The sequence below is a fragment of the Vibrio sp. 1978 genome (assembly GCF_033344345.1).
The window spans coordinates 140021-159808 of the sequence record NZ_JAWPOP010000008.1 but is presented as its reverse complement, the minus strand read 5'-3'; the positions used below and the strand labels follow the sequence as shown (position 1 = coordinate 159808).

19 protein-coding genes are annotated in these 19788 nt (G+C 45.7%); 11 read left to right on the top strand and 8 right to left on the bottom strand.

The annotated features are described in order from the left end of the window. Window positions 1–55: 55 nt before the first annotated feature. On the bottom strand, window positions 56–853 hold the full coding sequence (locus tag R8N49_RS10595) for an SH3 domain-containing protein (RefSeq protein WP_054574255.1): 798 nt from the start codon (window positions 851–853) through the stop codon (window positions 56–58). A 519-nt stretch (window positions 854–1372) separates the two neighbouring features. On the opposite strand from R8N49_RS10595, the gene leuA reads away from it, so the two are divergent. From leuA to R8N49_RS10570, 5 genes are all read left to right on the top strand, one after another. Continuing rightward, window positions 1373–2920, top strand: coding sequence for a 2-isopropylmalate synthase (leuA, locus tag R8N49_RS10590; RefSeq protein ID WP_005379685.1), 1548 nt, complete (start codon window positions 1373–1375; stop codon window positions 2918–2920). 82 nt (window positions 2921–3002) lie between these two features. Beyond that, window positions 3003–4094, top strand: a complete 1092-nt coding sequence (leuB, locus tag R8N49_RS10585) for a 3-isopropylmalate dehydrogenase (protein WP_054574254.1) — start codon at window positions 3003–3005, stop codon at window positions 4092–4094. 185 nt (window positions 4095–4279) lie between these two features. Further along, on the top strand, window positions 4280–5680 hold the full coding sequence (gene leuC / locus R8N49_RS10580) for a 3-isopropylmalate dehydratase large subunit (RefSeq protein ID WP_213915181.1): 1401 nt from the start codon (window positions 4280–4282) through the stop codon (window positions 5678–5680). A gap of 11 nt (window positions 5681–5691) precedes the next feature. Next, window positions 5692–6294: a 3-isopropylmalate dehydratase small subunit gene (gene leuD, locus R8N49_RS10575; RefSeq protein WP_005383071.1), complete on the top strand. Its 603-nt coding sequence runs from the start codon at window positions 5692–5694 to the stop codon at window positions 6292–6294. A gap of 335 nt (window positions 6295–6629) precedes the next feature. Next, complete coding sequence (locus R8N49_RS10570) at window positions 6630–7412, top strand: DUF547 domain-containing protein (protein WP_005383074.1); 783 nt, start codon at window positions 6630–6632, stop codon at window positions 7410–7412. Between the two features lie 142 nt (window positions 7413–7554). Here the strand turns inward: R8N49_RS10570 and djlA are convergent, their stop codons facing one another. Next, window positions 7555–8409, bottom strand: coding sequence for a co-chaperone DjlA (gene djlA, locus R8N49_RS10565; protein ID WP_005383076.1), 855 nt, complete (start codon window positions 8407–8409; stop codon window positions 7555–7557). 266 nt (window positions 8410–8675) lie between these two features. On the opposite strand from djlA, the gene lptD reads away from it, so the two are divergent. From lptD to apaH, 6 genes are all read left to right on the top strand, one after another. Further along, on the top strand, window positions 8676–11021 hold the full coding sequence (gene lptD / locus R8N49_RS10560) for an LPS assembly protein LptD (protein WP_213904793.1): 2346 nt from the start codon (window positions 8676–8678) through the stop codon (window positions 11019–11021). Between the two features lie 59 nt (window positions 11022–11080). Next, window positions 11081–12364, top strand: a complete 1284-nt coding sequence (gene surA / locus R8N49_RS10555) for a peptidylprolyl isomerase SurA (RefSeq protein WP_005379672.1) — start codon at window positions 11081–11083, stop codon at window positions 12362–12364. Beyond that, entirely contained in the window at window positions 12354–13352 is a 999-nt protein-coding gene (gene pdxA, locus R8N49_RS10550; RefSeq protein WP_005379670.1) for a 4-hydroxythreonine-4-phosphate dehydrogenase PdxA, read from the top strand. The genes surA and pdxA overlap by 11 nt, the downstream gene beginning before the upstream one ends. Continuing rightward, window positions 13349–14158 carry a 16S rRNA (adenine(1518)-N(6)/adenine(1519)-N(6))-dimethyltransferase RsmA gene (gene rsmA / locus R8N49_RS10545; protein WP_005379669.1) on the top strand — a complete coding sequence of 270 codons (810 nt, stop codon included), beginning with the start codon at window positions 13349–13351 and terminating at the stop codon, window positions 14156–14158. Before pdxA ends, rsmA begins: the two co-directional genes overlap by 4 nt. Before the next feature lie 75 nt (window positions 14159–14233). Next, window positions 14234–14614 carry a Co2+/Mg2+ efflux protein ApaG gene (gene apaG, locus R8N49_RS10540; RefSeq protein ID WP_318189965.1) on the top strand — a complete coding sequence of 127 codons (381 nt, stop codon included), beginning with the start codon at window positions 14234–14236 and terminating at the stop codon, window positions 14612–14614. Between the two features lie 15 nt (window positions 14615–14629). Further along, a complete protein-coding gene (gene apaH, locus R8N49_RS10535; RefSeq protein WP_025768370.1) occupies window positions 14630–15436 on the top strand; it encodes a bis(5'-nucleosyl)-tetraphosphatase (symmetrical) ApaH in 807 nt (268 codons plus the stop codon). A gap of 257 nt (window positions 15437–15693) precedes the next feature. Here apaH and folA read toward each other — a convergent pair whose 3' ends face one another. The 6 genes from folA to rplU form a co-directional block, all read right to left on the bottom strand. Continuing rightward, a complete protein-coding gene (folA, locus tag R8N49_RS10530; RefSeq protein WP_025768369.1) occupies window positions 15694–16173 on the bottom strand; it encodes a type 3 dihydrofolate reductase in 480 nt (159 codons plus the stop codon). A gap of 9 nt (window positions 16174–16182) precedes the next feature. Further along, window positions 16183–16656, bottom strand: a complete 474-nt coding sequence (locus R8N49_RS10525) for a threonine/serine exporter family protein (protein WP_005379665.1) — start codon at window positions 16654–16656, stop codon at window positions 16183–16185. Then, the gene (locus tag R8N49_RS10520) at window positions 16656–17456 is read right to left on the bottom strand and encodes a threonine/serine exporter family protein (protein ID WP_005379664.1); all 801 of its coding nucleotides are present in this window, start codon (window positions 17454–17456) and stop codon (window positions 16656–16658) included. The genes R8N49_RS10525 and R8N49_RS10520 overlap by 1 nt, the downstream gene beginning before the upstream one ends. A 196-nt stretch (window positions 17457–17652) precedes the next feature. Beyond that, on the bottom strand, window positions 17653–18828 hold the full coding sequence (gene cgtA / locus R8N49_RS10515) for an Obg family GTPase CgtA (RefSeq protein ID WP_005383091.1): 1176 nt from the start codon (window positions 18826–18828) through the stop codon (window positions 17653–17655). Window positions 18829–19040: 212 nt separating this feature from the next. Further along, window positions 19041–19298: a 50S ribosomal protein L27 gene (gene rpmA, locus R8N49_RS10510; RefSeq protein ID WP_005383095.1), complete on the bottom strand. Its 258-nt coding sequence runs from the start codon at window positions 19296–19298 to the stop codon at window positions 19041–19043. A gap of 20 nt (window positions 19299–19318) precedes the next feature. After that, window positions 19319–19630 (bottom strand): 50S ribosomal protein L21, encoded by a 312-nt coding sequence (gene rplU, locus R8N49_RS10505; RefSeq protein WP_005383096.1) that lies wholly within the window; start codon window positions 19628–19630, stop codon window positions 19319–19321. Window positions 19631–19788 lie beyond the last annotated feature (158 nt).

Below are 19788 nucleotides of genomic sequence, written 5' to 3'. Positions count from 1 at the left end.
AAATTAAGGTGTGCCCAACGATTTATCTATTGGGCATAACCATAAAAATAGAACATTAAGAAGGGTTTGATGGTTGCGGTTGAGGGGTGTCTATATACCAGACTTTTCTCTTCTTGCGGCAGGCGCGCAAAGAGCCTGTCGTCATGTCACCATCTTTTGTTAGCTCATAGCTCAGTGAGCGGCAAGTATAGTTTCCCGACAGTTCATGCTCTATACTCGTTTGCTCCGTTTTACTCGAGTTAGGCTCTAGTAGAGGGTTAGGCTGAGTAGATAAAATGTCACGATTTATCACATTGCTGCGCGCATAATCCTTATGGACATAACCTTTTATCACTCCTTTCTGTTCAACGAGAAACCAAGGTTGATCAACCACTTTTGCTAGCACATTAAAGACTTCCCCTTTCGATAATACGCCAAGCTTTGCCCCTTCAAGACTCGGTTTGGAGCGTAGGTTTAATGTGGTCTTAGAGCGGTAAGAGACATCCATAAACTCTACTGGGTTTGAGGTATCGACACCTTCAGTGGTTGGTCGGAAAACTTCCGCTTGCTGTTTCTCACTAGGCTGGACACGGATCTTCCACCAAGAATACGTTTCCGGATCTTTACCTTTAAACTTATTTCGGCTGTCAGACTCAAGGGCAACAAGCATCTGATTCAAGAACGATTCGCGTCCTTCATAACTCAAAAATCGATCCATTTGATCATTGATGACCATGACGCTCTGTGAGTGATCATTCATAACAACGGGGGAAGCCACTTCCACATAGGTCTGCGATTGAAACAGCTGACAACCCGACAAGCTGACCAGAGTAAATACTATGGCCGAACGTCCAAATTGTTTTGTTAACCTCATTCTTTCCCTAACCCTTATATTTCTTTTACCTAGTGCAACTGCACTACTATAAATGGTCATTCAAAACTTTTGCCAAACAATTCGGACCTTTGTGTGACAAGTCGCAATCCCGATGCTTGTTTTGGTAATGAAACGTCGCAAACTTGATGAGAACTTACTTCTTCTAGCACGTTTCTATCGCATCATGTTGTTTCACTTAGTGCATCATTTTTTTCAAGCAAACGAAAAGACTCATCCGATATGAATAAAAAATCGACTTTAGGGTTGACGCGCTTCATGGAGTGCGGTACTAATTTGTTAACTTAATTATGTGGAAAGCTTAACAACTATGTCAGCTCATTTTTCTATCCTGCTTAGCCTCCTCCTGATCGTGACCAGTTCGCGCGGGTAGGCTGTGGAAGAAAAATAACCACACCAATTTCTAAGAACCCGCATGAGAATGCGGGTTTTTTTATATCTAAATACTGGAAGTAAACGATTCACTTGCGCGAAAGTGCAGAAATCAGGAAGGAAGCAAACATGAACGATCAGGTCATTATATTCGACACCACATTGCGTGATGGCGAGCAAGCGTTGTCAGCAAGCTTGACGGTTAAAGAAAAACTGCAGATTGCCTATGCGCTGGAAAGACTCGGCGTTGATGTTATCGAAGCTGGCTTCCCAATCTCTTCACCAGGTGATTTCGAGTCTGTACAAACCATCGCAAAAAACATAAAAAACAGTCGAGTTTGTGCCCTTTCGCGTGCCGTTGCGAAAGACATTGATGCTGCCGCTGAAGCATTAAAAGTGGCTGACCAATTCCGTATCCACACGTTTTTAGCCACTTCCACCATTCACGTAGAAGACAAACTACGCCGCAGCTACGACGATGTACTAGAAATGGCAGTCAACGCCGTTAAACATGCGCGTAACTACACTGATGATGTCGAGTTTTCTTGTGAAGATGCAGGTCGTACTCCAATCGACAACCTATGTCGCATGGTAGAAGCCGCCATCAATGCAGGTGCGAGTACAATCAACATTCCAGATACCGTTGGCTACACGGTACCAAGTGAGTTTGGTGGGATTATTGAAACCCTATTTAACCGCGTTCCGAACATTGATAAAGCGATCATCTCCGTTCACTGTCACGACGATTTGGGGATGTCAGTTGCCAACTCTATTGCCGCCGTTCAAGCTGGCGCACGTCAGATAGAAGGCACGATCAATGGCATTGGAGAGCGAGCGGGTAACTGTTCACTTGAAGAGATCGCAATGATCATCAAGACTCGTCAAGAGTTTTTGGGCGTTCACACTGGCATTAAGCATGATGAAATTCACCGCACCAGTAAGTTGGTTAGCCAGCTATGCAATATGCCTATTCAAAGCAACAAAGCAATTGTGGGTGCAAATGCGTTTAGCCACTCTTCAGGCATCCACCAAGATGGCATGTTGAAGAATAAGAATACCTACGAAATCATGACCCCTGAGTCTATTGGCCTAAAAAACCAAGCTCTGAACCTAACCAGCCGCAGCGGTCGCGCTGCCGTGAAGAGCCATATGGACACCATGGGTTACAACGAAGACGAGTACAACCTAGACGCACTGTATGCGGATTTCTTGAAACTTGCTGACCGCAAAGGCCAAGTGTTCGATTACGACCTAGAAGCCCTAATGCACTTCTCGAACTTGCGTGAAGAAGATGACTTCTACAAATTGAGCTACCTAAGCGTGCAGTCTGGCAGCGTAATGGCTACCACCAGCATCAAAATGCAATGCGGTGATGAAGAAATGTGTGAAGCAGCGGTCGGTAATGGCCCAGTTGATGCGCTATACCAATGTATCTACCGCGTGACAGGCTACGACATCGTTCTGGATAAATTCGACCTAACCGCGAAAGGTGAAGGTGAAGATGGTTTGGGTCAAGCAGACATCATTGCCAACTACAAAGGTCGCAAATACCACGGTACGGGTGTTTCCACCGACATCGTTGAGGCTTCCGGCCAAGCATTATTGCACGTTATTAACAGCATTCATCGTGCAGATAAAATCGAAGAAATGAAGCAGAAAAAGATTGCGACTGTGTAATAACAACCGGGCTACACGGCTCAGGAAAGAACACGCTCGTTGAAATAATTAAGCTCAAAATTAGAAAACTTAAAGGATTAACATGACAGACAAATCGTACAAAATTGCCGTCCTACCCGGTGACGGCATTGGCCCGGAAGTAATGGCGCAGGCACATAAAGTATTGGATGCAATCGAAAAGAAACATGGTATTGCGTTTGAGCGTGACGAGCATGATGTAGGTGGTATCGCGATCGACAATCACGGTTGCCCACTTCCAGAGAGCACAATAAAAGCATGTGAAGAGTCTGATGCAGTCCTATTCGGCTCGGTTGGCGGCCCTAAGTGGGAGCACTTACCACCAAATGACCAACCTGAACGCGGTGCCCTACTGCCACTACGCAAACACTTCCAACTGTTCTGTAACTTACGTCCAGCGCAAATTCACTCAGGTCTTGAAGCTTTCTCACCGCTACGTGCAGACATCTCGGGTCGCGGCTTTGACATCGTGGTAGTCCGTGAACTGACGGGTGGTATCTACTTCGGCCAACCGAAAGGTCGTGAAGGTGAAGGCGCAACAGAAAAAGCATTTGATACTGAGGTGTACCACCGCTTTGAGATCGAACGTATTGCAAAAATCGCTTTTGAATCTGCTCGTCTACGTCGCAAGAAAGTGTGCTCTATCGACAAAGCGAACGTTCTACAAAGCTCTATCTTATGGCGTGAAGTAGTCGAAGAAACCGCAAAAGACTACCCAGATGTCGAGTTGTCACACATGTACATTGATAACGCGACTATGCAGCTTATCAAAGACCCAGCACAGTTCGACGTGATGCTGTGTTCAAACATCTTCGGCGACATCATTTCTGATGAGTGCGCGATGATCACTGGCTCTATGGGCATGTTGCCGTCAGCAAGTCTAAACGAAAGCAAATTCGGTCTGTACGAGCCAGCAGGCGGCAGTGCACCAGATATCGCAGGTAAGAACATCGCTAACCCAGTGGCACAAATCCTATCTGCTGCACTGATGCTGCGTTATAGCCTAGGTGAAGAAACGGCGGCACAAGACATCGAAACGGCAGTTTCAAAAGCACTATCAGCGGGTGAGCTAACGGGTGACCTTGCTGGTGACAACCCAGCACTTTCGACGTCTGAGATGGGCGATAAGATCGCTGAGTACATCTTAAACTCTTAATACAAAACAGATTAATAATAAATACTAAATCCTCGGTCAACCAATGGCTTTCCTCTAAGTCATTGGTGCAATAGCAAGGCAGCAAGCCCATTTATATTAAGGCGTTTAGTTCGCTAAATAACTGGATAAATGGGTGCCGCTAACGCAGTTATTGCGGCAAAGGCGACGAGGAAAGGAAGCAAACAATGGGCAAAACATTATACGAAAAAGTCTACGACGCACACGTTGCCGTCGCAGCAGAAGGGGAAAACCCAATCTTGTACATCGACCGTCACTTGGTACATGAAGTGACGTCTCCGCAAGCATTTGACGGCTTGCGTGAAAAAGGTCGTAAAGTGCGTCAGGTCAGCAAAACTTTTGCCACCATGGACCACAACGTTTCAACAACCACCAAAGACATCAACGCATCGGGTGAGATGGCACGTATCCAGATGGAAACGCTATCGAAAAACTGTGAAGAGTTTGGTGTTACGCTTTACGACATTAACCACAAATACCAAGGTATTGTGCACGTTATGGGCCCAGAGCTTGGTATTACCCTACCGGGAATGACCATTGTTTGTGGTGACTCGCACACGGCTACACACGGTGCGTTCGGTTCTCTCGCTTTTGGTATTGGTACATCTGAAGTTGAGCACGTATTAGCAACTCAAACGCTAAAACAAGCGCGCGCTAAAACGATGAAGATCGAAGTGAAAGGCAAAGTAGCTCCGGGCATTACTGCGAAAGACATTGTGCTAGCCATCATCGGTGAAACCACAGCAGCAGGCGGTACCGGTTACGTAGTTGAATTCTGTGGTGAAGCGATCACTGACCTTTCAATGGAAGGTCGTATGACCGTATGTAATATGGCGATTGAGTTAGGTGCAAAAGCCGGTTTGATTGCACCAGATGAAACCACATTCGAATACATTAAAGGCCGTAAATTCTCCCCTCAAGGTGCGGACTTTGATGCAGCAGTAGAATACTGGAAGACGTTAAAAACTGACGATGATGCTCAGTTTGATGCCGTAGTAACGCTGAACGGTGCAGACATCAAACCACAAGTCACTTGGGGCACAAACCCAGGTCAAGTAATCGCGGTAGACCAGCCGATCCCAGCACCAGAGAGCTTTGCGGACCCAGTAGAAAAAGCCTCGGCAGAAAAAGCATTGTCTTACATGGGTCTAGAAGCGGGCAAGTCATTGTCTGATTACAACGTCGATAAAGTCTTCGTTGGTTCTTGTACTAACTCACGTATCGAAGACATGCGCGCAGCCGCTGAAGTAGCGAAAGGTCGCAAAGTCGCGCCTCACGTTCAAGCGCTGATCGTTCCTGGCTCTGAGCAAGTAAAAGCGCAAGCAGAAGCGGAAGGCTTGGACGTTATCTTTAAAGAAGCGGGCTTTGAGTGGCGCCTACCAGGTTGCTCGATGTGTCTAGCAATGAACAATGACCGTTTGGGCCCACATGAACGTTGTGCGTCTACTTCAAACCGTAACTTTGAAGGCCGCCAAGGTCGTGATGGCCGTACCCACCTAGTGAGCCCTGCGATGGCAGCGGCAGCAGCAATTGCTGGTCACTTTGTAGATATTCGTGAACTAGACTAAGGAGCAAACCAATGTCAGGCTTTAAACAACACACAGGCTTAGTTGTTCCTCTAGATGCAGCGAACGTTGATACTGATGCCATCATTCCAAAGCAGTTCCTACAAAAGGTCTCCCGCCTAGGGTTTGGTAAGCACCTATTCCATGACTGGCGCTTCCTAGACGATGCTGGCGAACAGCCAAATCCAGAGTTCGTGATGAACGCACCTCGCTACCAAGGCGCGTCTATCTTGCTGGCTCGTGAAAACTTCGGTTGTGGTTCTTCTCGTGAGCACGCACCGTGGGCACTAGCGGATTACGGCATCAAAGCGATGATCGCACCAAGCTTTGCCGATATTTTTTACGGCAACTCGATCAACAACCAAATGGTGCCAGTTCGTTTGACTGAACAAGAAGTGGATGAAATCTTCCAGTTTGTTGAGGCAAATGAAGGTGCAGAAGTCGAGGTCGACCTAGAAGCGAATGTCGTTCGTGCCAACGGCAAAGAATATGGTTTTGAAATCGATTCGTTCCGTCGTCATTGCTTGCTAAACGGTTTGGACAACATTGGCCTAACCCTTCAACACGAAGATAAGATTGCTGAGTACGAAGCGAATATTCCAAGCTTCTTGCGTTAAGACGCGTTAGTAAATACACAAATCAAGGGCTGGCAATTGTCGGCCCTTGATTTGTTTTGGGTGACTGATCTCATATCGCTTTGCTTACAGAATACCGAACGCCTCTGTTGAAATTCGTCATCCTGAACAGCGACGAAGGAGCGTGATTCAGGATCGACTACCAGAGCGCACTGTACAGATTCATACTGTCTTTACTCAAGAGTTTGTGGGTATTAGATTCCTGATATCGCTTATGCTCCTCGGAATGACAGCGAATAAAGGCCACTGATTACTGAAAGAAAACAAGCACTAAACTGGTCTACACTATCAACAATATCTCATTCAAAGGTATCTCTATGAAGCGTCTGTTATTGCTGTTGTGTGCTCTGGTTTCTTTCTCGACATTGTCCGCGCCTAAATCCGACTTATGGCCATATTGGAAACAATCGAATCAAGCCAACCAAACCCAAATTTCTCATCAAGAATGGCAACAACTGCTCGATACTTATTTAGTTGAACAAGGCGAGAATACCTTGTTTCGTTATAGCCAAGTCTCCTCTGTCGATAAAACTAAGCTGAAACAATACATCCAGCGTTTGGCAAAACTAGACCCTCTACAATACAACCAAGCAGAGCAATATGCCTATTGGGTAAACCTTTACAACGCCATCACGGTAGATCTTATTTTGGATAACTATCCAGTCGAATCAATCACCAAGCTAGGTGGTTTATTTAGCTTTGGTCCTTGGGGAGACGATGTGGTCGTGGTCAATGGGAAGGATCTAACTTTAAACGATATTGAACATCGAATTTTGCGTCCAATTTGGAATGACCCAAGAACGCATTACGCGGTTAACTGTGCCAGCCTAGGATGCCCTAATCTGCAATCTCAAGCATTCACTGCTGACAACACGCAAGCTCTACTGGATAGTGCCGCCAAAACATTTATCAACAGCAGCAAAGGCGTATCTATCCAAGGTAACACGGCACAGCTGTCTTCTATTTATGATTGGTTTGCAACGGACTTTGGTGGAGAAAAACAAATCTTCAAACACATCGCAAAGTACGCACCGCAATACAAAAACTTCTCTGGCAAAGTGAAATACGAATACGATTGGGACTTGAATCAAGCCAACTAAACTGGGGGATGTGAGGTCAATTAGCATTAGGGACATAATAGGCCAAAAGCTAAAGACACCGGCAACTCAAAGACTAAGACATGAAAAAAAAGGGCACTGAGTGCCCTTTTTTACATCCAAATGTTTGATAGAAAACGTCCGACTACTTAAAGCCTTTAACCTTCTTAATAAGATCGTAAGCGTTTTGAATCTCTTGAGATTTCTCTTTCGCGACGTTCATCATCTCTGGTGGTAAGCCTTTAGCCATCAATTTGTCCGGGTGATGCTCGTTCATCAGTTTACGATAAGCACGCTTAACGGTTTTACTGTCTGCATCTGAAGACACATCCAGAATTTTGTACGCGTCGGCCAACTGATCCGCTTGTGAAGCTTGTTGCCAGCTACCACCTGAAGATTGGCCTTGATGCTGACCATGAAAACCGCCCTGGCTTTGGAAACGAAATGCGGCTTCTTGCATTTGCAAACGACGCTCTAATTGCTCAGAAGAGAAACCCAAACCACGTGCAATCTTGTGTAGTACATTTCGTTCACTCGGGTGGATCGAGCCATCTGCAAAGGCCGCCGAGATTTGCAGCTCTAAGAAAAATTGCAACAAGTCAAAGCGACCAGCTGTCGAAATTTTCACACGAACAAGAACATCTTCTAACGGAAAGTCGCTGTCTTTACCTTCACGAAACGCGTCTTGCGCTGCGCGACGCTGTTCGCCATGCAAATTCATGCGGTCCATCATGGCTGAAGCCAGTTGGATTTCCTCTTTGGTGACTTGGCCTTTCGCTTTTGCCACATGTCCCATTACCGCAAACGCCGCTTTAAAAAACTCTTCTTGGCGCTGAGCTTGACTTGGCCCTTTTCCAAAGCCGCCAGTAGAGAACCCGGCTTGACTCAAGCGACGTGCTTTATCGAATTGATGGCCAATAAATAAGCCAAAGAGTAAACCTAGCGGCCCGCCAAGTAACAAGCCAAAAAAGGCACCCAGAATTTTGCCAAAAATATGCATTATGTGTTCTCTATCAATGAATTTTTATCGACGACGGCGGTCTTATAGTGCCGGATGCAACGATTTCCTTTATGATAATGGAATTAGTTTTATTTCGGCTAGGCCATTTCGCCTGCTTATCTTTGCAGCTATTTTGTCGTCATTATGCCACAGTGAATCAATACGCTGGGATAAATGCGACTATAGTTGATTCATTTGGCTATTACGCTAGGGTACAACAAGCCCTATAGCCATCGAGTAGTAGTGACACAGGAAAGTTCAATTCAATGCAACATTTCTCCCGCACATTTTTAGCGGCCTCTATCAGCACCGCCTTGTTTGTACCCACCACTCAAGCTGAAGCGAATATCCATGATAGTGTGCAGGAAATGCCCGCCACAGATCAATGTTTGGTCGATACAAGTGGCGAGGAGGACGCTCTTAATACCCCAGTAGTGGTAGAAGCTGACACCCTGCAAGCCATCAATGGTGACAAAGCTCAGTACTCAGGTAATGTACAAGTCACCCAAGGCCAGAAGAAAATTACCGCAGATAGCGTAACGCTGCACCAACAAGACAACGTCGTGGTTGCCGAAGGCAACGTGACTTTCAATGACGGCCAAGTCAAAGCTCGATCTGATCGTGTTACTAACGACATTAATCAAGATACGTTTTCACTTGAGAACACCGATTATCAGTTCCTTTGCCAACAAGGCCGAGGCACTGCAGCCTATATCGCTCGCACAGGTCAGTCGGTTTATGAACTCGAAGACGGCTCTATCACATCGTGCCCTCAAGGCGATAATTCATGGCGATTGGTTGCGTCAGGCATCGATGTTGACCAAGATGAAGAGACAGCGACGCTGCACCACCCTCGATTTGAAGTGTTAGATGTGCCTGTTTTCTATGTGCCGTATCTAACCATGCCAATTGGAGATACGCGTAAAACGGGTTTCCTCTTCCCTTCTTTATCGTACGGTTCTAGTGATGGTATGGAAGTCGAGGTGCCATTCTATTGGAACATCGCGCCTCAATATGACATGACACTCACCACGCTCTATATGCAGCAACGTGGTACAAAACTCGATACTGATTTCCGCTACCTAACAGATGGTTGGGGAAGTGGAGAAATCAAAGGCGAATACCTCAATAGTGATCGCAAATATCAGGACGAGTCTCGTTGGGGCTACCAAGTTAAACACGACGGTATCATCAATAAACAGTGGATAGTCAAAGTCGATTACTCAAAAGTGAGTGATATTGATTACTTCCTCGATCTCGACTCCGACATTGGTAACCGTGAAGATGGTCAACTGGTTCAAGAAGGACAAGTACAATATCGTTCTGACTTCTGGGATGCCTCGTTAACCGTTCGTGACTTCCAAATCTTATTGAAAGAAGAGAACCGCCCTTATCGCCTGCTTCCTCAGTTAGACTTGAACTACTACACGCCGTTGTGGGGAGACTACCTTAACTTTGACGTGAAGAGCCAAGTGAGCCGCTTCGATACCAGCGATGCTGCGCGACCAAATGCGACCCGTGTTCACATTGAACCAGGGCTTACATTACCACTCTCAAACTCATGGGCAACGTGGACAACAGAAGCGCGTGTGCTCTCTACGTATTACTCTCAAGACTTAACGGGTTTGACTGATGTAAACTTGCAAAACCAGTTGGATGATGAAGTTTCTCGTGTTATTCCTGAGTTCCGTACGCATGCGCAACTTTACTTAGAGCGAGATACAAGCTGGATCAAGGGCTACACCCAAACACTGGAGCCTCAGCTGCAGTACTTGTACGTACCTGAAGAAGATCAAACCAACATCTACAACTACGATACCACCTTGCTACAAACCGACTACTACGGGCTATTCCGCAGTCGTAAGTACAGTGGCATTGATAAAATCGCCTCGGCGAACCAGTTAAGCTACGGTGCGAGTACTCGCTTCTTTGATGATGACTATAAAGAGCGTCTTAACGTTTCATTTGGTCAGATTTACTACTTCGATAAAAAGACCAAACTGAGCAACAGCCCAAATCTTCCGGATGAGACAACCAATTACTCATCATGGGCGATTGAAGCTGATTTCAACTACAACGATTACTTGTTCTATCACGGTGGAATTCAATACGATATTGATTTGAGCTCCATGCAGTTGGCAAACAGTACCTTGGAATACCAATTCAACGGCGGCTTTATTCAGGGTAACTATCGCTACGTTACGCGTGAATACATCGAAGATACGATCATTCTCGAAAACCTAGACACAATTACTCGTAAAGGTATTTCTCAAGCAGGTATTGTAGCGGCCTACGAGTTCAACCCGAACTGGTCTGCGAGTGGTCAATACTACTACGACCTCAATGAAAATGCGGACCTAGAATGGTTAGCGAGCCTACGTTACCAATCTGACTGTTGGTACATTGGCGTCACTTACTCAAACCAATTGCTTGGTTGGGAAGACCAAGCTATCGGCAGCACCGGGGCATCACCTGAATACGAAAATAACTTCAGCGTTAACTTCGGTATTCAAGGCTTTGCGACCAACCAGCGTGAAGACACTGCTGTCAAAGAGCTGGATGGTTCTGACAACGCGATTAAGTACGGCCGCCCATTCTATCTGAACAATTAATCAAAATAGGCGTCTTAAATGAATAAGACGCCTATTCAAAAATACTGACGGAATTTTAAATGAAAATTTGGAAATCAATCTTATTCACGACCCTACTCTCTTGCGGAGCGGTTGCAGCACCAGTAGAGATCGATAAGGTTGCGGTCATCGTGAATGACGGTGTAGTTCTACAAAGCGACATCGAAACAGCGATGAAAACGCTGCAAGCCAACGCTCGTCAAAGTGGAAAGAGCTTACCTTCTACCAGCGTGTTAAAAGAACAAGTCGTTGAAAAACTTATCATTGATACGTTGCAAGGCCAAGAAGCAGACCGTATTGGTGTGCGTATTGACGACAACCGTTTAAACCAAGCGATTGCAGAGATCGCACGTAATAATGAGCAATCGGTAGAACAACTCGCTGCTTCTGTAGAAAGTGAAGGTTTAAGTTACCCAGAATTCCGCGAACAAATTCGTAAGGAAATCGCCGCATCAGAAGCTCGCAATGCACTGGTTCGTCGCCGTATTAATATCCTTCCAGCAGAGGTCGATAGCCTTGCTGAGCAACTATCACAAGAAACCAATGCGACTGTTCAATACAAAATTGGACACATTCAACTGCGCTTCTCTGACGATAAAGAAAAGTCAGCTGTAGAAGCAGAAGCTAAAGCGCTCGCGAAAAAGCTAAACGAAGGTGCAGACTTTACGGAGATGGCCTACACCTACTCAAAAGGTCCTAAAGCTTTACAAGGTGGTGACTGGGGCTGGATGCGTAAAGAAGAGATGCCAACCATCTTTGCTGATCAGATCAAGATGCAAAACAAAGGCAGCATTATTGGTCCTTTCCGTAGTGGCGTTGGTTTCCACATCCTAAAAATAGAGGATGTAAAAGGCCTAGAAACGGTTGCGGTAACGGAAGTAAATGCGCGTCATATTTTGATTAAACCAACCGTGATTCTGAGCGACGAAGGGGCGAAGAAGCAACTGAATGAATTTGTACGCCGCATCAAAGCCGGTGAAGCAACGTTCGCTCAATTGGCAACACAATACAGTCAAGATCCTGGCTCGGCAGCACAAGACGGTGAACTAGGTTATCAAACACCAGATCTTTACGTGCCAGAATTTAAGCACCAAGTAGAAACTCTGCCAGTTGGCTCAATCAGCGAACCGTTCAAAACCGTTCACGGCTGGCATATCGTTGAAGTGTTGGATCGTCGCCAAGTTGACCGCACTGACTCAGCGATGAAGAACAAAGCTTACCGTATTCTATTTAATCGTAAATTTAATGAAGAAGCGGGCGCATGGATGCAAGAGCTACGCGCAAGTGCGTTTGTTGAAATCGTGGATGACAACAATGACAACTAATACAATTCGTAGAATTGTCGTAACCGCAGGGGAACCTGCGGGTATCGGCCCAGACTTAGTGCTTGCCCTATCGAAAGAAGATTGGGCGCACCAAATTGTCGTCTGTGCCGATAAGAATATGCTGATGGAGCGAGCCAAGCAGCTTGGCATCGAAGTCCAACTGTCTGATTACAATCCAGAAGAAGCACCTAAAGCACAAAAAGCGGGCACGCTTATCGTTGACCATATCCAAATATCGGAACCTGCGGTCGCAGGTGAGCTCAATGAAGCGAATGGCCACTATGTACTAAAAACGCTAGAAAGAGCGGCTTTAGGCTGTATGAATGATGAATTTGATGCTATTGTCACCGGCCCTGTTCATAAGGGGGTGATTAATCGCGCAGGTGTTGCATTCAGTGGTCATACTGAATTTTTCGCCGAGAAGTCACAAACGCCGCTAGTTGTAATGATGCTAGCAACGGAAGGACTACGCGTGGCGCTGGTTACAACACATATTCCTTTAGCTTATGTGTCCAAAGCTGTCACCGAAGAGCGATTAGAAAAAATCATCGATATTCTTCATAAAGACCTTGTAGAAAAGTTTGCTATCGCACAACCAAACATCTACGTTTGCGGGCTTAACCCTCATGCTGGCGAAGATGGCTGCTTAGGTCGTGAAGAGATCGAAACCATCACTCCGACACTGGAAAAAATTCGACAAGAAAAAGGTATCAACCTGATCGGCCCTCTGCCGGCTGATACCATTTTCAATGAAAAATATTTAAATGATGCTGATGCTGTTTTAGGCATGTACCATGATCAAGTATTGCCAGTATTAAAATACAAAGGCTTTGGTCGTTCAGTAAACATTACTCTTGGTCTACCTTTTATTAGAACATCGGTGGACCACGGTACTGCATTAGATCTGGCAGGGACAGGTCAAGCGGATACAGGGAGTTTCCGAACAGCGCTCACGCATGCGATAGATTTGGTAGAGAAGAAACAATGAGAAATGATGTCCATTTAGGACACAAAGCGCGTAAACGTTTTGGTCAAAACTTCCTGAACGATCCATACATTATTGATGGGATCGTATCAGCGATTAACCCAAAACCAGGTCAAAACCTGGTTGAAATCGGTCCTGGTCTTGGTGCAATCACTGAGCCGGTAGGTCGTGAAGTAGATAAGTTCACAGTTATCGAATTAGACCGCGATCTGGCGGAACGCCTACGTACTCACCCTGAACTGGCAGATAAGTTGACCATCCATGAGGGTGACGCTATGCGTTTTGACTTCACTCAACTAGTGAAGCCAAACAACAAGCTGCGCATTTTTGGTAACTTGCCATACAACATCTCTACACCATTGATGTTCCACCTTTTTGAGTTCCATAAAGACATTCAAGACATGCACTTTATGCTGCAAAAAGAAGTGGTAAACCGCTTAGCAGCCGGCCCTGGCAGCAAAGCTTACGGCCGTTTAACGGTAATGGCTCAGTACTACTGTAAAGTGGTACCGGTACTGGAAGTACCGCCAACGGCATTCGTTCCACCACCGAAAGTGGATTCTGCCGTTGTTCGTTTAGTGCCTTACGAAGAGCTGCCATGCCCGGCAAAAGATCTGCGTTTGCTCGATCGCGTTTGTCGTGAAGGCTTTAACCAACGTCGTAAAACCGTTCGTAACTGCTACAAATCGTTGTTAAGCACAGAAGTACTAGAAGAGCTAGGTGTTAATCCAAGCATGCGTCCAGAGAACCTGACGCTAGAACAATTCGTCGCAATGGCGAACTGGCTTGCGGATAACCCGCAGCACTAAGAACTCAAACAATGAGCCAAACCCTTGTAGGTTTGGCTTATTATTATTGGGATATTACGTTTCTGAGGAGTGCACATGGACGTCATTCAACCTTGCATCAAAATTCAAGTTCACACCAAATACATCGAAGAACAGTCCAACCCAGAGCTACAACGCTACGTTTTCGCTTATATCATCACCATCAAAAACCTTAGCCAGCAAACCGCACAGTTAGTGAGCCGCCGCTGGCTAATCACAGACTCGAACGGCAAGCAAATGACGGTTGAAGGTGACGGAGTTGTAGGCCAGCAGCCCTTTATTCCAAGCAATGATGAATACACGTACAGTAGCGGAACCGCGTTAGAAACCCCTGTCGGCGTTATGCAAGGACACTACAAAATGCTGGATGAGAAAGGGCAAGAGTTCATCACCGAAATCGAACCATTTCGCTTGGCTGTTCCAAATGTTTTAAATTAGTAAATTGGAGATTCAGTGGCTACCTATATTGTTGGTGACATCCAAGGCTGTTTTGATGAATTGCAGCGACTACTAGAAAAAGTATCTTTCTCTGCGAAAAAAGACCAACTTTGGCTTGCTGGTGATTTGGTCGCCAGAGGGCCTAAATCACTAGAAACGTTACGCTTTGTGAAGTCACTTGGCGCAAACGCAATCGTGGTGCTTGGTAATCACGACCTTCACCTTCTCGCAGTGGCTCACGGGATAAAAAAGGTCAAAGACAAAGATAAAACCGCACCTATTTTCACGGCCCCTGACAAAGAGGAACTACTGACATGGCTAGCTCAGCAACCTCTATTGGCCGAGCATGACGAGTTCGTGATGTGTCACGCTGGCATATCACCGCAGTGGAATCTAAAAACAGCGAGAAAGTGTGCCCGTGAAGTTGAGCGCATCATCCAAAGTGAAGAGTTGCCTTGGCTATTAAAAAACATGTACAGCAATCAACCTGATTCCTGGGATGACTCTCTACAGGGTTTGGACCGATACCGTTATATTATCAATGCTTTTACGCGGATGCGCTTTTGTTTCCCTGATGGTCGTTTGGATATGGATTGTAAATTGCCACCGCAACAAGTTTCCGGTAACAAACTTATTCCATGGTTTGATGTGCCCAAACGTATTCACTTAAATAAAGCGGTGCTCTTTGGGCACTGGGCAGCACTACAAGGCTATATGAACAACGAAGTCATCGGGCTAGATACTGGCTGCGTTTGGGGCGGAAGCCTGACCATGATCCGTTGGGAAGATAAGAAAATTTTTACTCAGGATGCGTTAAGTTAAACACTGAATAACAGTCGATAATCCATAGTAGGAAGAATACTTGTCACTTAACACCTCCTGTAGGGTCATTCCAACGAGCCTTAACGAGACGAGGAATCTAATATCCTCGCGCTGCGAATAGATAGAAATACCTTTGACAACAAAGTACTCGTATAGAGGATCCTGAACCTCGCTCGTTCGTCGCTTTTCAGGATGACGGTAGGTTGGGATGACCGCTCGCTGCTATACGAACGGCATTACCCCGTTTTAATCTCGAATTACTTCTCTAACACCGTAAAACGCATGTTGTAGGCGTTCTTCTCATCGGCTTGATACATTTCTGAGTAAGTTTCCTTAAACTCGTCTCCCCAATCTGGGAACTGAGTATCACCATCAATGGCCGCTTCAATGTGTGTTACATACAGTTTATTGGCCATCGGCAGACAAGATGCGTAAATCGCACCACCACCAATGATCATCACTTCTTCCACGTCACCAGCCACGTCCAAAGCTTGCTCAATCGATGTTACGGTAGTGACGCCTTCGATCTTTAGTGTCTCATCACGGCTAATAACAATATTCAAGCGACCTGGTAAAGGGCGACCAATAGACTCGTACGTTTTACGTCCCATAATAACCGGTTTACCCATGGTACAACGCTTAAACCAAGCAAAATCAGCGGGAAGGTGCCAAGGCATTTGATTGTCTTTGCCAATGATGCGATTGTCGGCCATCGCGGCAATCATACTAATGATCATGTTAGGTCCTTATACAATTGGTCTGCGGCGATAGAATAACAGCCCTGGAACCGCAAGACCAACAGCTAAACCTGCAATAATAAACATGGCCTTAAGAAAGTTTTCCATACAGGTTGCGACAAGCTCGGGTGAGTAGCCAACATGATTGATCTCTACCATAGCGATCATTGCTTTGTACGCAAACACACCCGGCACCATCGGGATCAAAGCAGCCACAGTAAACACTTTTGGATGCGCGAGAAAACGGTGAGACCAGTACACACCAATCATCCCAACTAACGTCGCAGCAAAAAAGGTTGCCCACTCAATAGGAATGCCAAACTGCATCATCAAGTAGCGGCTACCATGACCAATCGCGCCACCAACAGCGCAATAAACTAAAGCTCTTTGTGGTACGTTAAAAACCAATGCAAATCCTACGGCGGGAATCGCCGCAAAAAACATGTCATTCAAAAGGCCAAACATCAAATCAAATAAACTCATTAGATAGCCCACCCCCAAATTCCAGTTACACTCATCGCAGCAACGATCCCCAAACATGTCGCCAACGTTAGTAAACTAGCCATCACAAATCGAGCAATGCCCATATTAATGTGGCCTTTCAACATATCTGCGACAGAGTTAATGAGTGGGAAACCAGGTACAAGCATTAATACCGACGATGCCATTGCTACGGTAGGTAGATTACCGATTTGGTAAATTTCCGCCTGTGCTGAAATTAAGGTAGTCACAAAAGCGGTCGCAGCAAAGTTCAATAGAGGGTTGAAATGACGATGACCAATTTCTTGGCGAACGATCATGCCACCAGCTGAAGCTAAAAAGGTCATGATGAAGACTCCCCAATCACCACCAGCTAGATGACTGAATGCCGCACAAGACAAGCCAATCATAAACACCACCAACCAGCGGTTATAACGCTCTGGACTGATAGCGTTCAGCTTTTTCTGCGCCATGGTTGAATCGAGCAAACCACGTTCCATCATGATACAGATTCGTTGAATTTGCGTAATAACGCGCATATTGATGCCACGATCAGCGCAGCTTCGGGTGGTGGTGATGCAATGCCCATCCATTACCGTCGTCACAACCAATGCATTAGCTGATAGTGCTACCGCAACTTCATTCACCCCACAAGCAAGGCCAATACGACGCATAATATCGCTCACAAGAGTACTTTCAGCACCATGAGCAAGTAGCATTTGTCCGGCTTGGGCGACAAGACGAGAAATCGATCGTTGAGTAGATACCGCCAACTCTCTAGGCGGTATGGTTTCTAGAGTCATAAATAAGTCTAATTCCTTTTAGGGTGTTACTCATTCATACGCGCGAGGGCCAAACTAACCCTCAAAAAAACACGACGTATCAGTTATTGTGCCGTAAATCACATCACCTAAATATGATTTAGATACAAAAAAAGCCGCAATAGATAATTGCGGCTTAATGAATTATAGGCAAACAGGCATTGTTTGACCGTTCTGATTAGTCACGAACGTAGACAACGTGACCGTCATCTTCTTCATCGTCCCAGTCATCCCAATCGTCGTCGTCATCTTCAGTGATAACGTCTTTACCCGCCATCGCATCTTTATGGTAATCATCCCACATGAAGTTAACTTTATCTTCTTCAGCCACTTCTTCCTCTTCGCGAGGTAGGTTATCCATAAAGTCAGCCAGTTTGTAACAAAGCTCTTTAGTACCGTTACGATTGATCGCCGAGATCTTAAAGTACTCGTCTTCCCAACCTAGTGCGTCTAAGATTTCTTGGATCTTCTCATTCGCTTCTTCTTCAGGCATTAGATCAACTTTGTTGAACACTAACCAGCGCGGCTTACTTGCCAGTTTTTCGCTGTATTGTTCTAGTTCATCAATGATCGTCAATGCATTTTGCACCGGATCGGACTGATCAATTGGCATAATATCGATCATGTGCAGCAACACTCGACAACGCTCTAAGTGCTTCAAGAATCGAATACCAAGGCCAGCGCCATCTGCTGCACCCTCGATCAAACCAGGGATGTCTGCAACAACAAAACTTTTCTCTGGTACGACACTTACGACACCCAAGCTTGGGATCAAAGTCGTGAATGGGTAATCAGCGACTTTCGGTTTTGCTGCTGATACTGCGCGGATAAAGGTTGATTTACCAGCATTAGGTAGACCAAGCATACCCACATCAGCAAGAAGCAATAGCTCAAGGCGAATTTCGCGTACTTCACCCTTTGTACCCAATGTTCTCTGACGAGGCGCGCGGTTTACTGAAGATTTGAAACGCGTGTTACCTAGACCGTGCCAACCGCCTTTTGCGATCATCACTTTCTTACCGTGTTCAGCAACTTCCGCCACGATTTCATTTGTGTGGATATCCACAGCGCGCGTACCCACAGGTACACGAAGAACAATGTCTTTACCACGCTTACCTGTACAGTTACCACCGCGACCGTTTTCACCACGCTCAGCTTCGTAGAAGCGCTGGAAACGGTAATCAATCAGGGTATTTAGGTTTTCATCAGCTTGGATATAAACATCACCACCGTCACCGCCATCACCGCCATCAGGGCCACCTTTAGTGATGAATTTTTCACGCCAGAAACTGACAACGCCACTACCGCCATCACCAGCCTGAACTTTTACTACCGCTTCATCTACGAACTTCATCTTTTACTCCGACTACTTCGTGCGTGGATTAAATCTTACTATGTCATCCGACAATTTTAGCAGATGACAGATCTAAGCTCCCAGATTCAAATCGCTTAGGATCTTAGCGAGAAACTTCGATATGTCGACTGCCACAAATAAAAAACCCCGCCGATTCGGCAGGGCTTTTGAATTCAGCTTAAAGCTATTAAGTAATTTGGTTAAAAACCTAATTACTCAGCTTCGATGCTTACAAACTTACGGTTCTTAGGACCTTTCACTTCGAACTTCACTTTACCTTCAGTAAGAGCGAATAGAGTGTGGTCTTTACCGATACCTACGTTGTTACCAGCGTGGAACTTAGTACCACGTTGACGAACGATGATGTTACCTGCAAGTACAGATTCACCACCGAAACGCTTAACACCTAGACGTTTGCTTTCTGAATCGCGGCCGTTACGAGTAGAACCACCAGCTTTTTTGTGTGCCATTGTTAAACTCTCCTAATAGATTAAGCGTTGATACCAGTGATCTTCACTTCAGTGAACCACTGACGGTGACCCTGTTGCTTACGAGAGTGCTTACGACGACGGAACTTAACGATTTTAACTTTATCGCCACGACCGTGTTGTACAACTTCAGCAACAATTTTGCCGCCCTCTACAAGAGGAGCACCAACTTTGATGTCTTCGCCGTTAGCAACAAGAAGAACTTTATCAAATTCTACAGTTGCACCAGTTTCAACGTCTAATTTCTCTAAACGAAGAGTTTGACCTTCGCTTACACGGTGTTGTTTACCACCAGATTGGAAAACAGCGTACATATTTTACTCCGCTTTTTCCGCACAGCCTTTCTTGAGGGTGTGCGCTAAACTAATCATCAATAGGGCGCAGATTCTACAGAATAGATGCTCCTATGACAAGCCATATTTTGAAAAAATTGGCGAAAAGCTAATCGCCAAAGAAAAGTGCGGCAATCATG

Coding starts and splice junctions, on each gene's coding strand:
- R8N49_RS10595 (WP_054574255.1), bottom strand. CDS start 853: ATGAGGTTAACAAAACAATTTGGACGTTCGGCCATAGTATTTACTCTG.
- leuA (WP_005379685.1), top strand. CDS start 1,373: ATGAACGATCAGGTCATTATATTCGACACCACATTGCGTGATGGCGAG.
- leuB (WP_054574254.1), top strand. CDS start 3,003: ATGACAGACAAATCGTACAAAATTGCCGTCCTACCCGGTGACGGCATT.
- leuC (WP_213915181.1), top strand. CDS start 4,280: ATGGGCAAAACATTATACGAAAAAGTCTACGACGCACACGTTGCCGTC.
- leuD (WP_005383071.1), top strand. CDS start 5,692: ATGTCAGGCTTTAAACAACACACAGGCTTAGTTGTTCCTCTAGATGCA.
- R8N49_RS10570 (WP_005383074.1), top strand. CDS start 6,630: ATGAAGCGTCTGTTATTGCTGTTGTGTGCTCTGGTTTCTTTCTCGACA.
- djlA (WP_005383076.1), bottom strand. CDS start 8,409: ATGCATATTTTTGGCAAAATTCTGGGTGCCTTTTTTGGCTTGTTACTT.
- lptD (WP_213904793.1), top strand. CDS start 8,676: ATGCAACATTTCTCCCGCACATTTTTAGCGGCCTCTATCAGCACCGCC.
- surA (WP_005379672.1), top strand. CDS start 11,081: ATGAAAATTTGGAAATCAATCTTATTCACGACCCTACTCTCTTGCGGA.
- pdxA (WP_005379670.1), top strand. CDS start 12,354: ATGACAACTAATACAATTCGTAGAATTGTCGTAACCGCAGGGGAACCT.
- rsmA (WP_005379669.1), top strand. CDS start 13,349: ATGAGAAATGATGTCCATTTAGGACACAAAGCGCGTAAACGTTTTGGT.
- apaG (WP_318189965.1), top strand. CDS start 14,234: ATGGACGTCATTCAACCTTGCATCAAAATTCAAGTTCACACCAAATAC.
- folA (WP_025768369.1), bottom strand. CDS start 16,173: ATGATCATTAGTATGATTGCCGCGATGGCCGACAATCGCATCATTGGC.
- R8N49_RS10525 (WP_005379665.1), bottom strand. CDS start 16,656: ATGAGTTTATTTGATTTGATGTTTGGCCTTTTGAATGACATGTTTTTT.
- R8N49_RS10520 (WP_005379664.1), bottom strand. CDS start 17,456: ATGACTCTAGAAACCATACCGCCTAGAGAGTTGGCGGTATCTACTCAA.
- cgtA (WP_005383091.1), bottom strand. CDS start 18,828: ATGAAGTTCGTAGATGAAGCGGTAGTAAAAGTTCAGGCTGGTGATGGC.
- rpmA (WP_005383095.1), bottom strand. CDS start 19,298: ATGGCACACAAAAAAGCTGGTGGTTCTACTCGTAACGGCCGCGATTCA.
- rplU (WP_005383096.1), bottom strand. CDS start 19,630: ATGTACGCTGTTTTCCAATCTGGTGGTAAACAACACCGTGTAAGCGAA.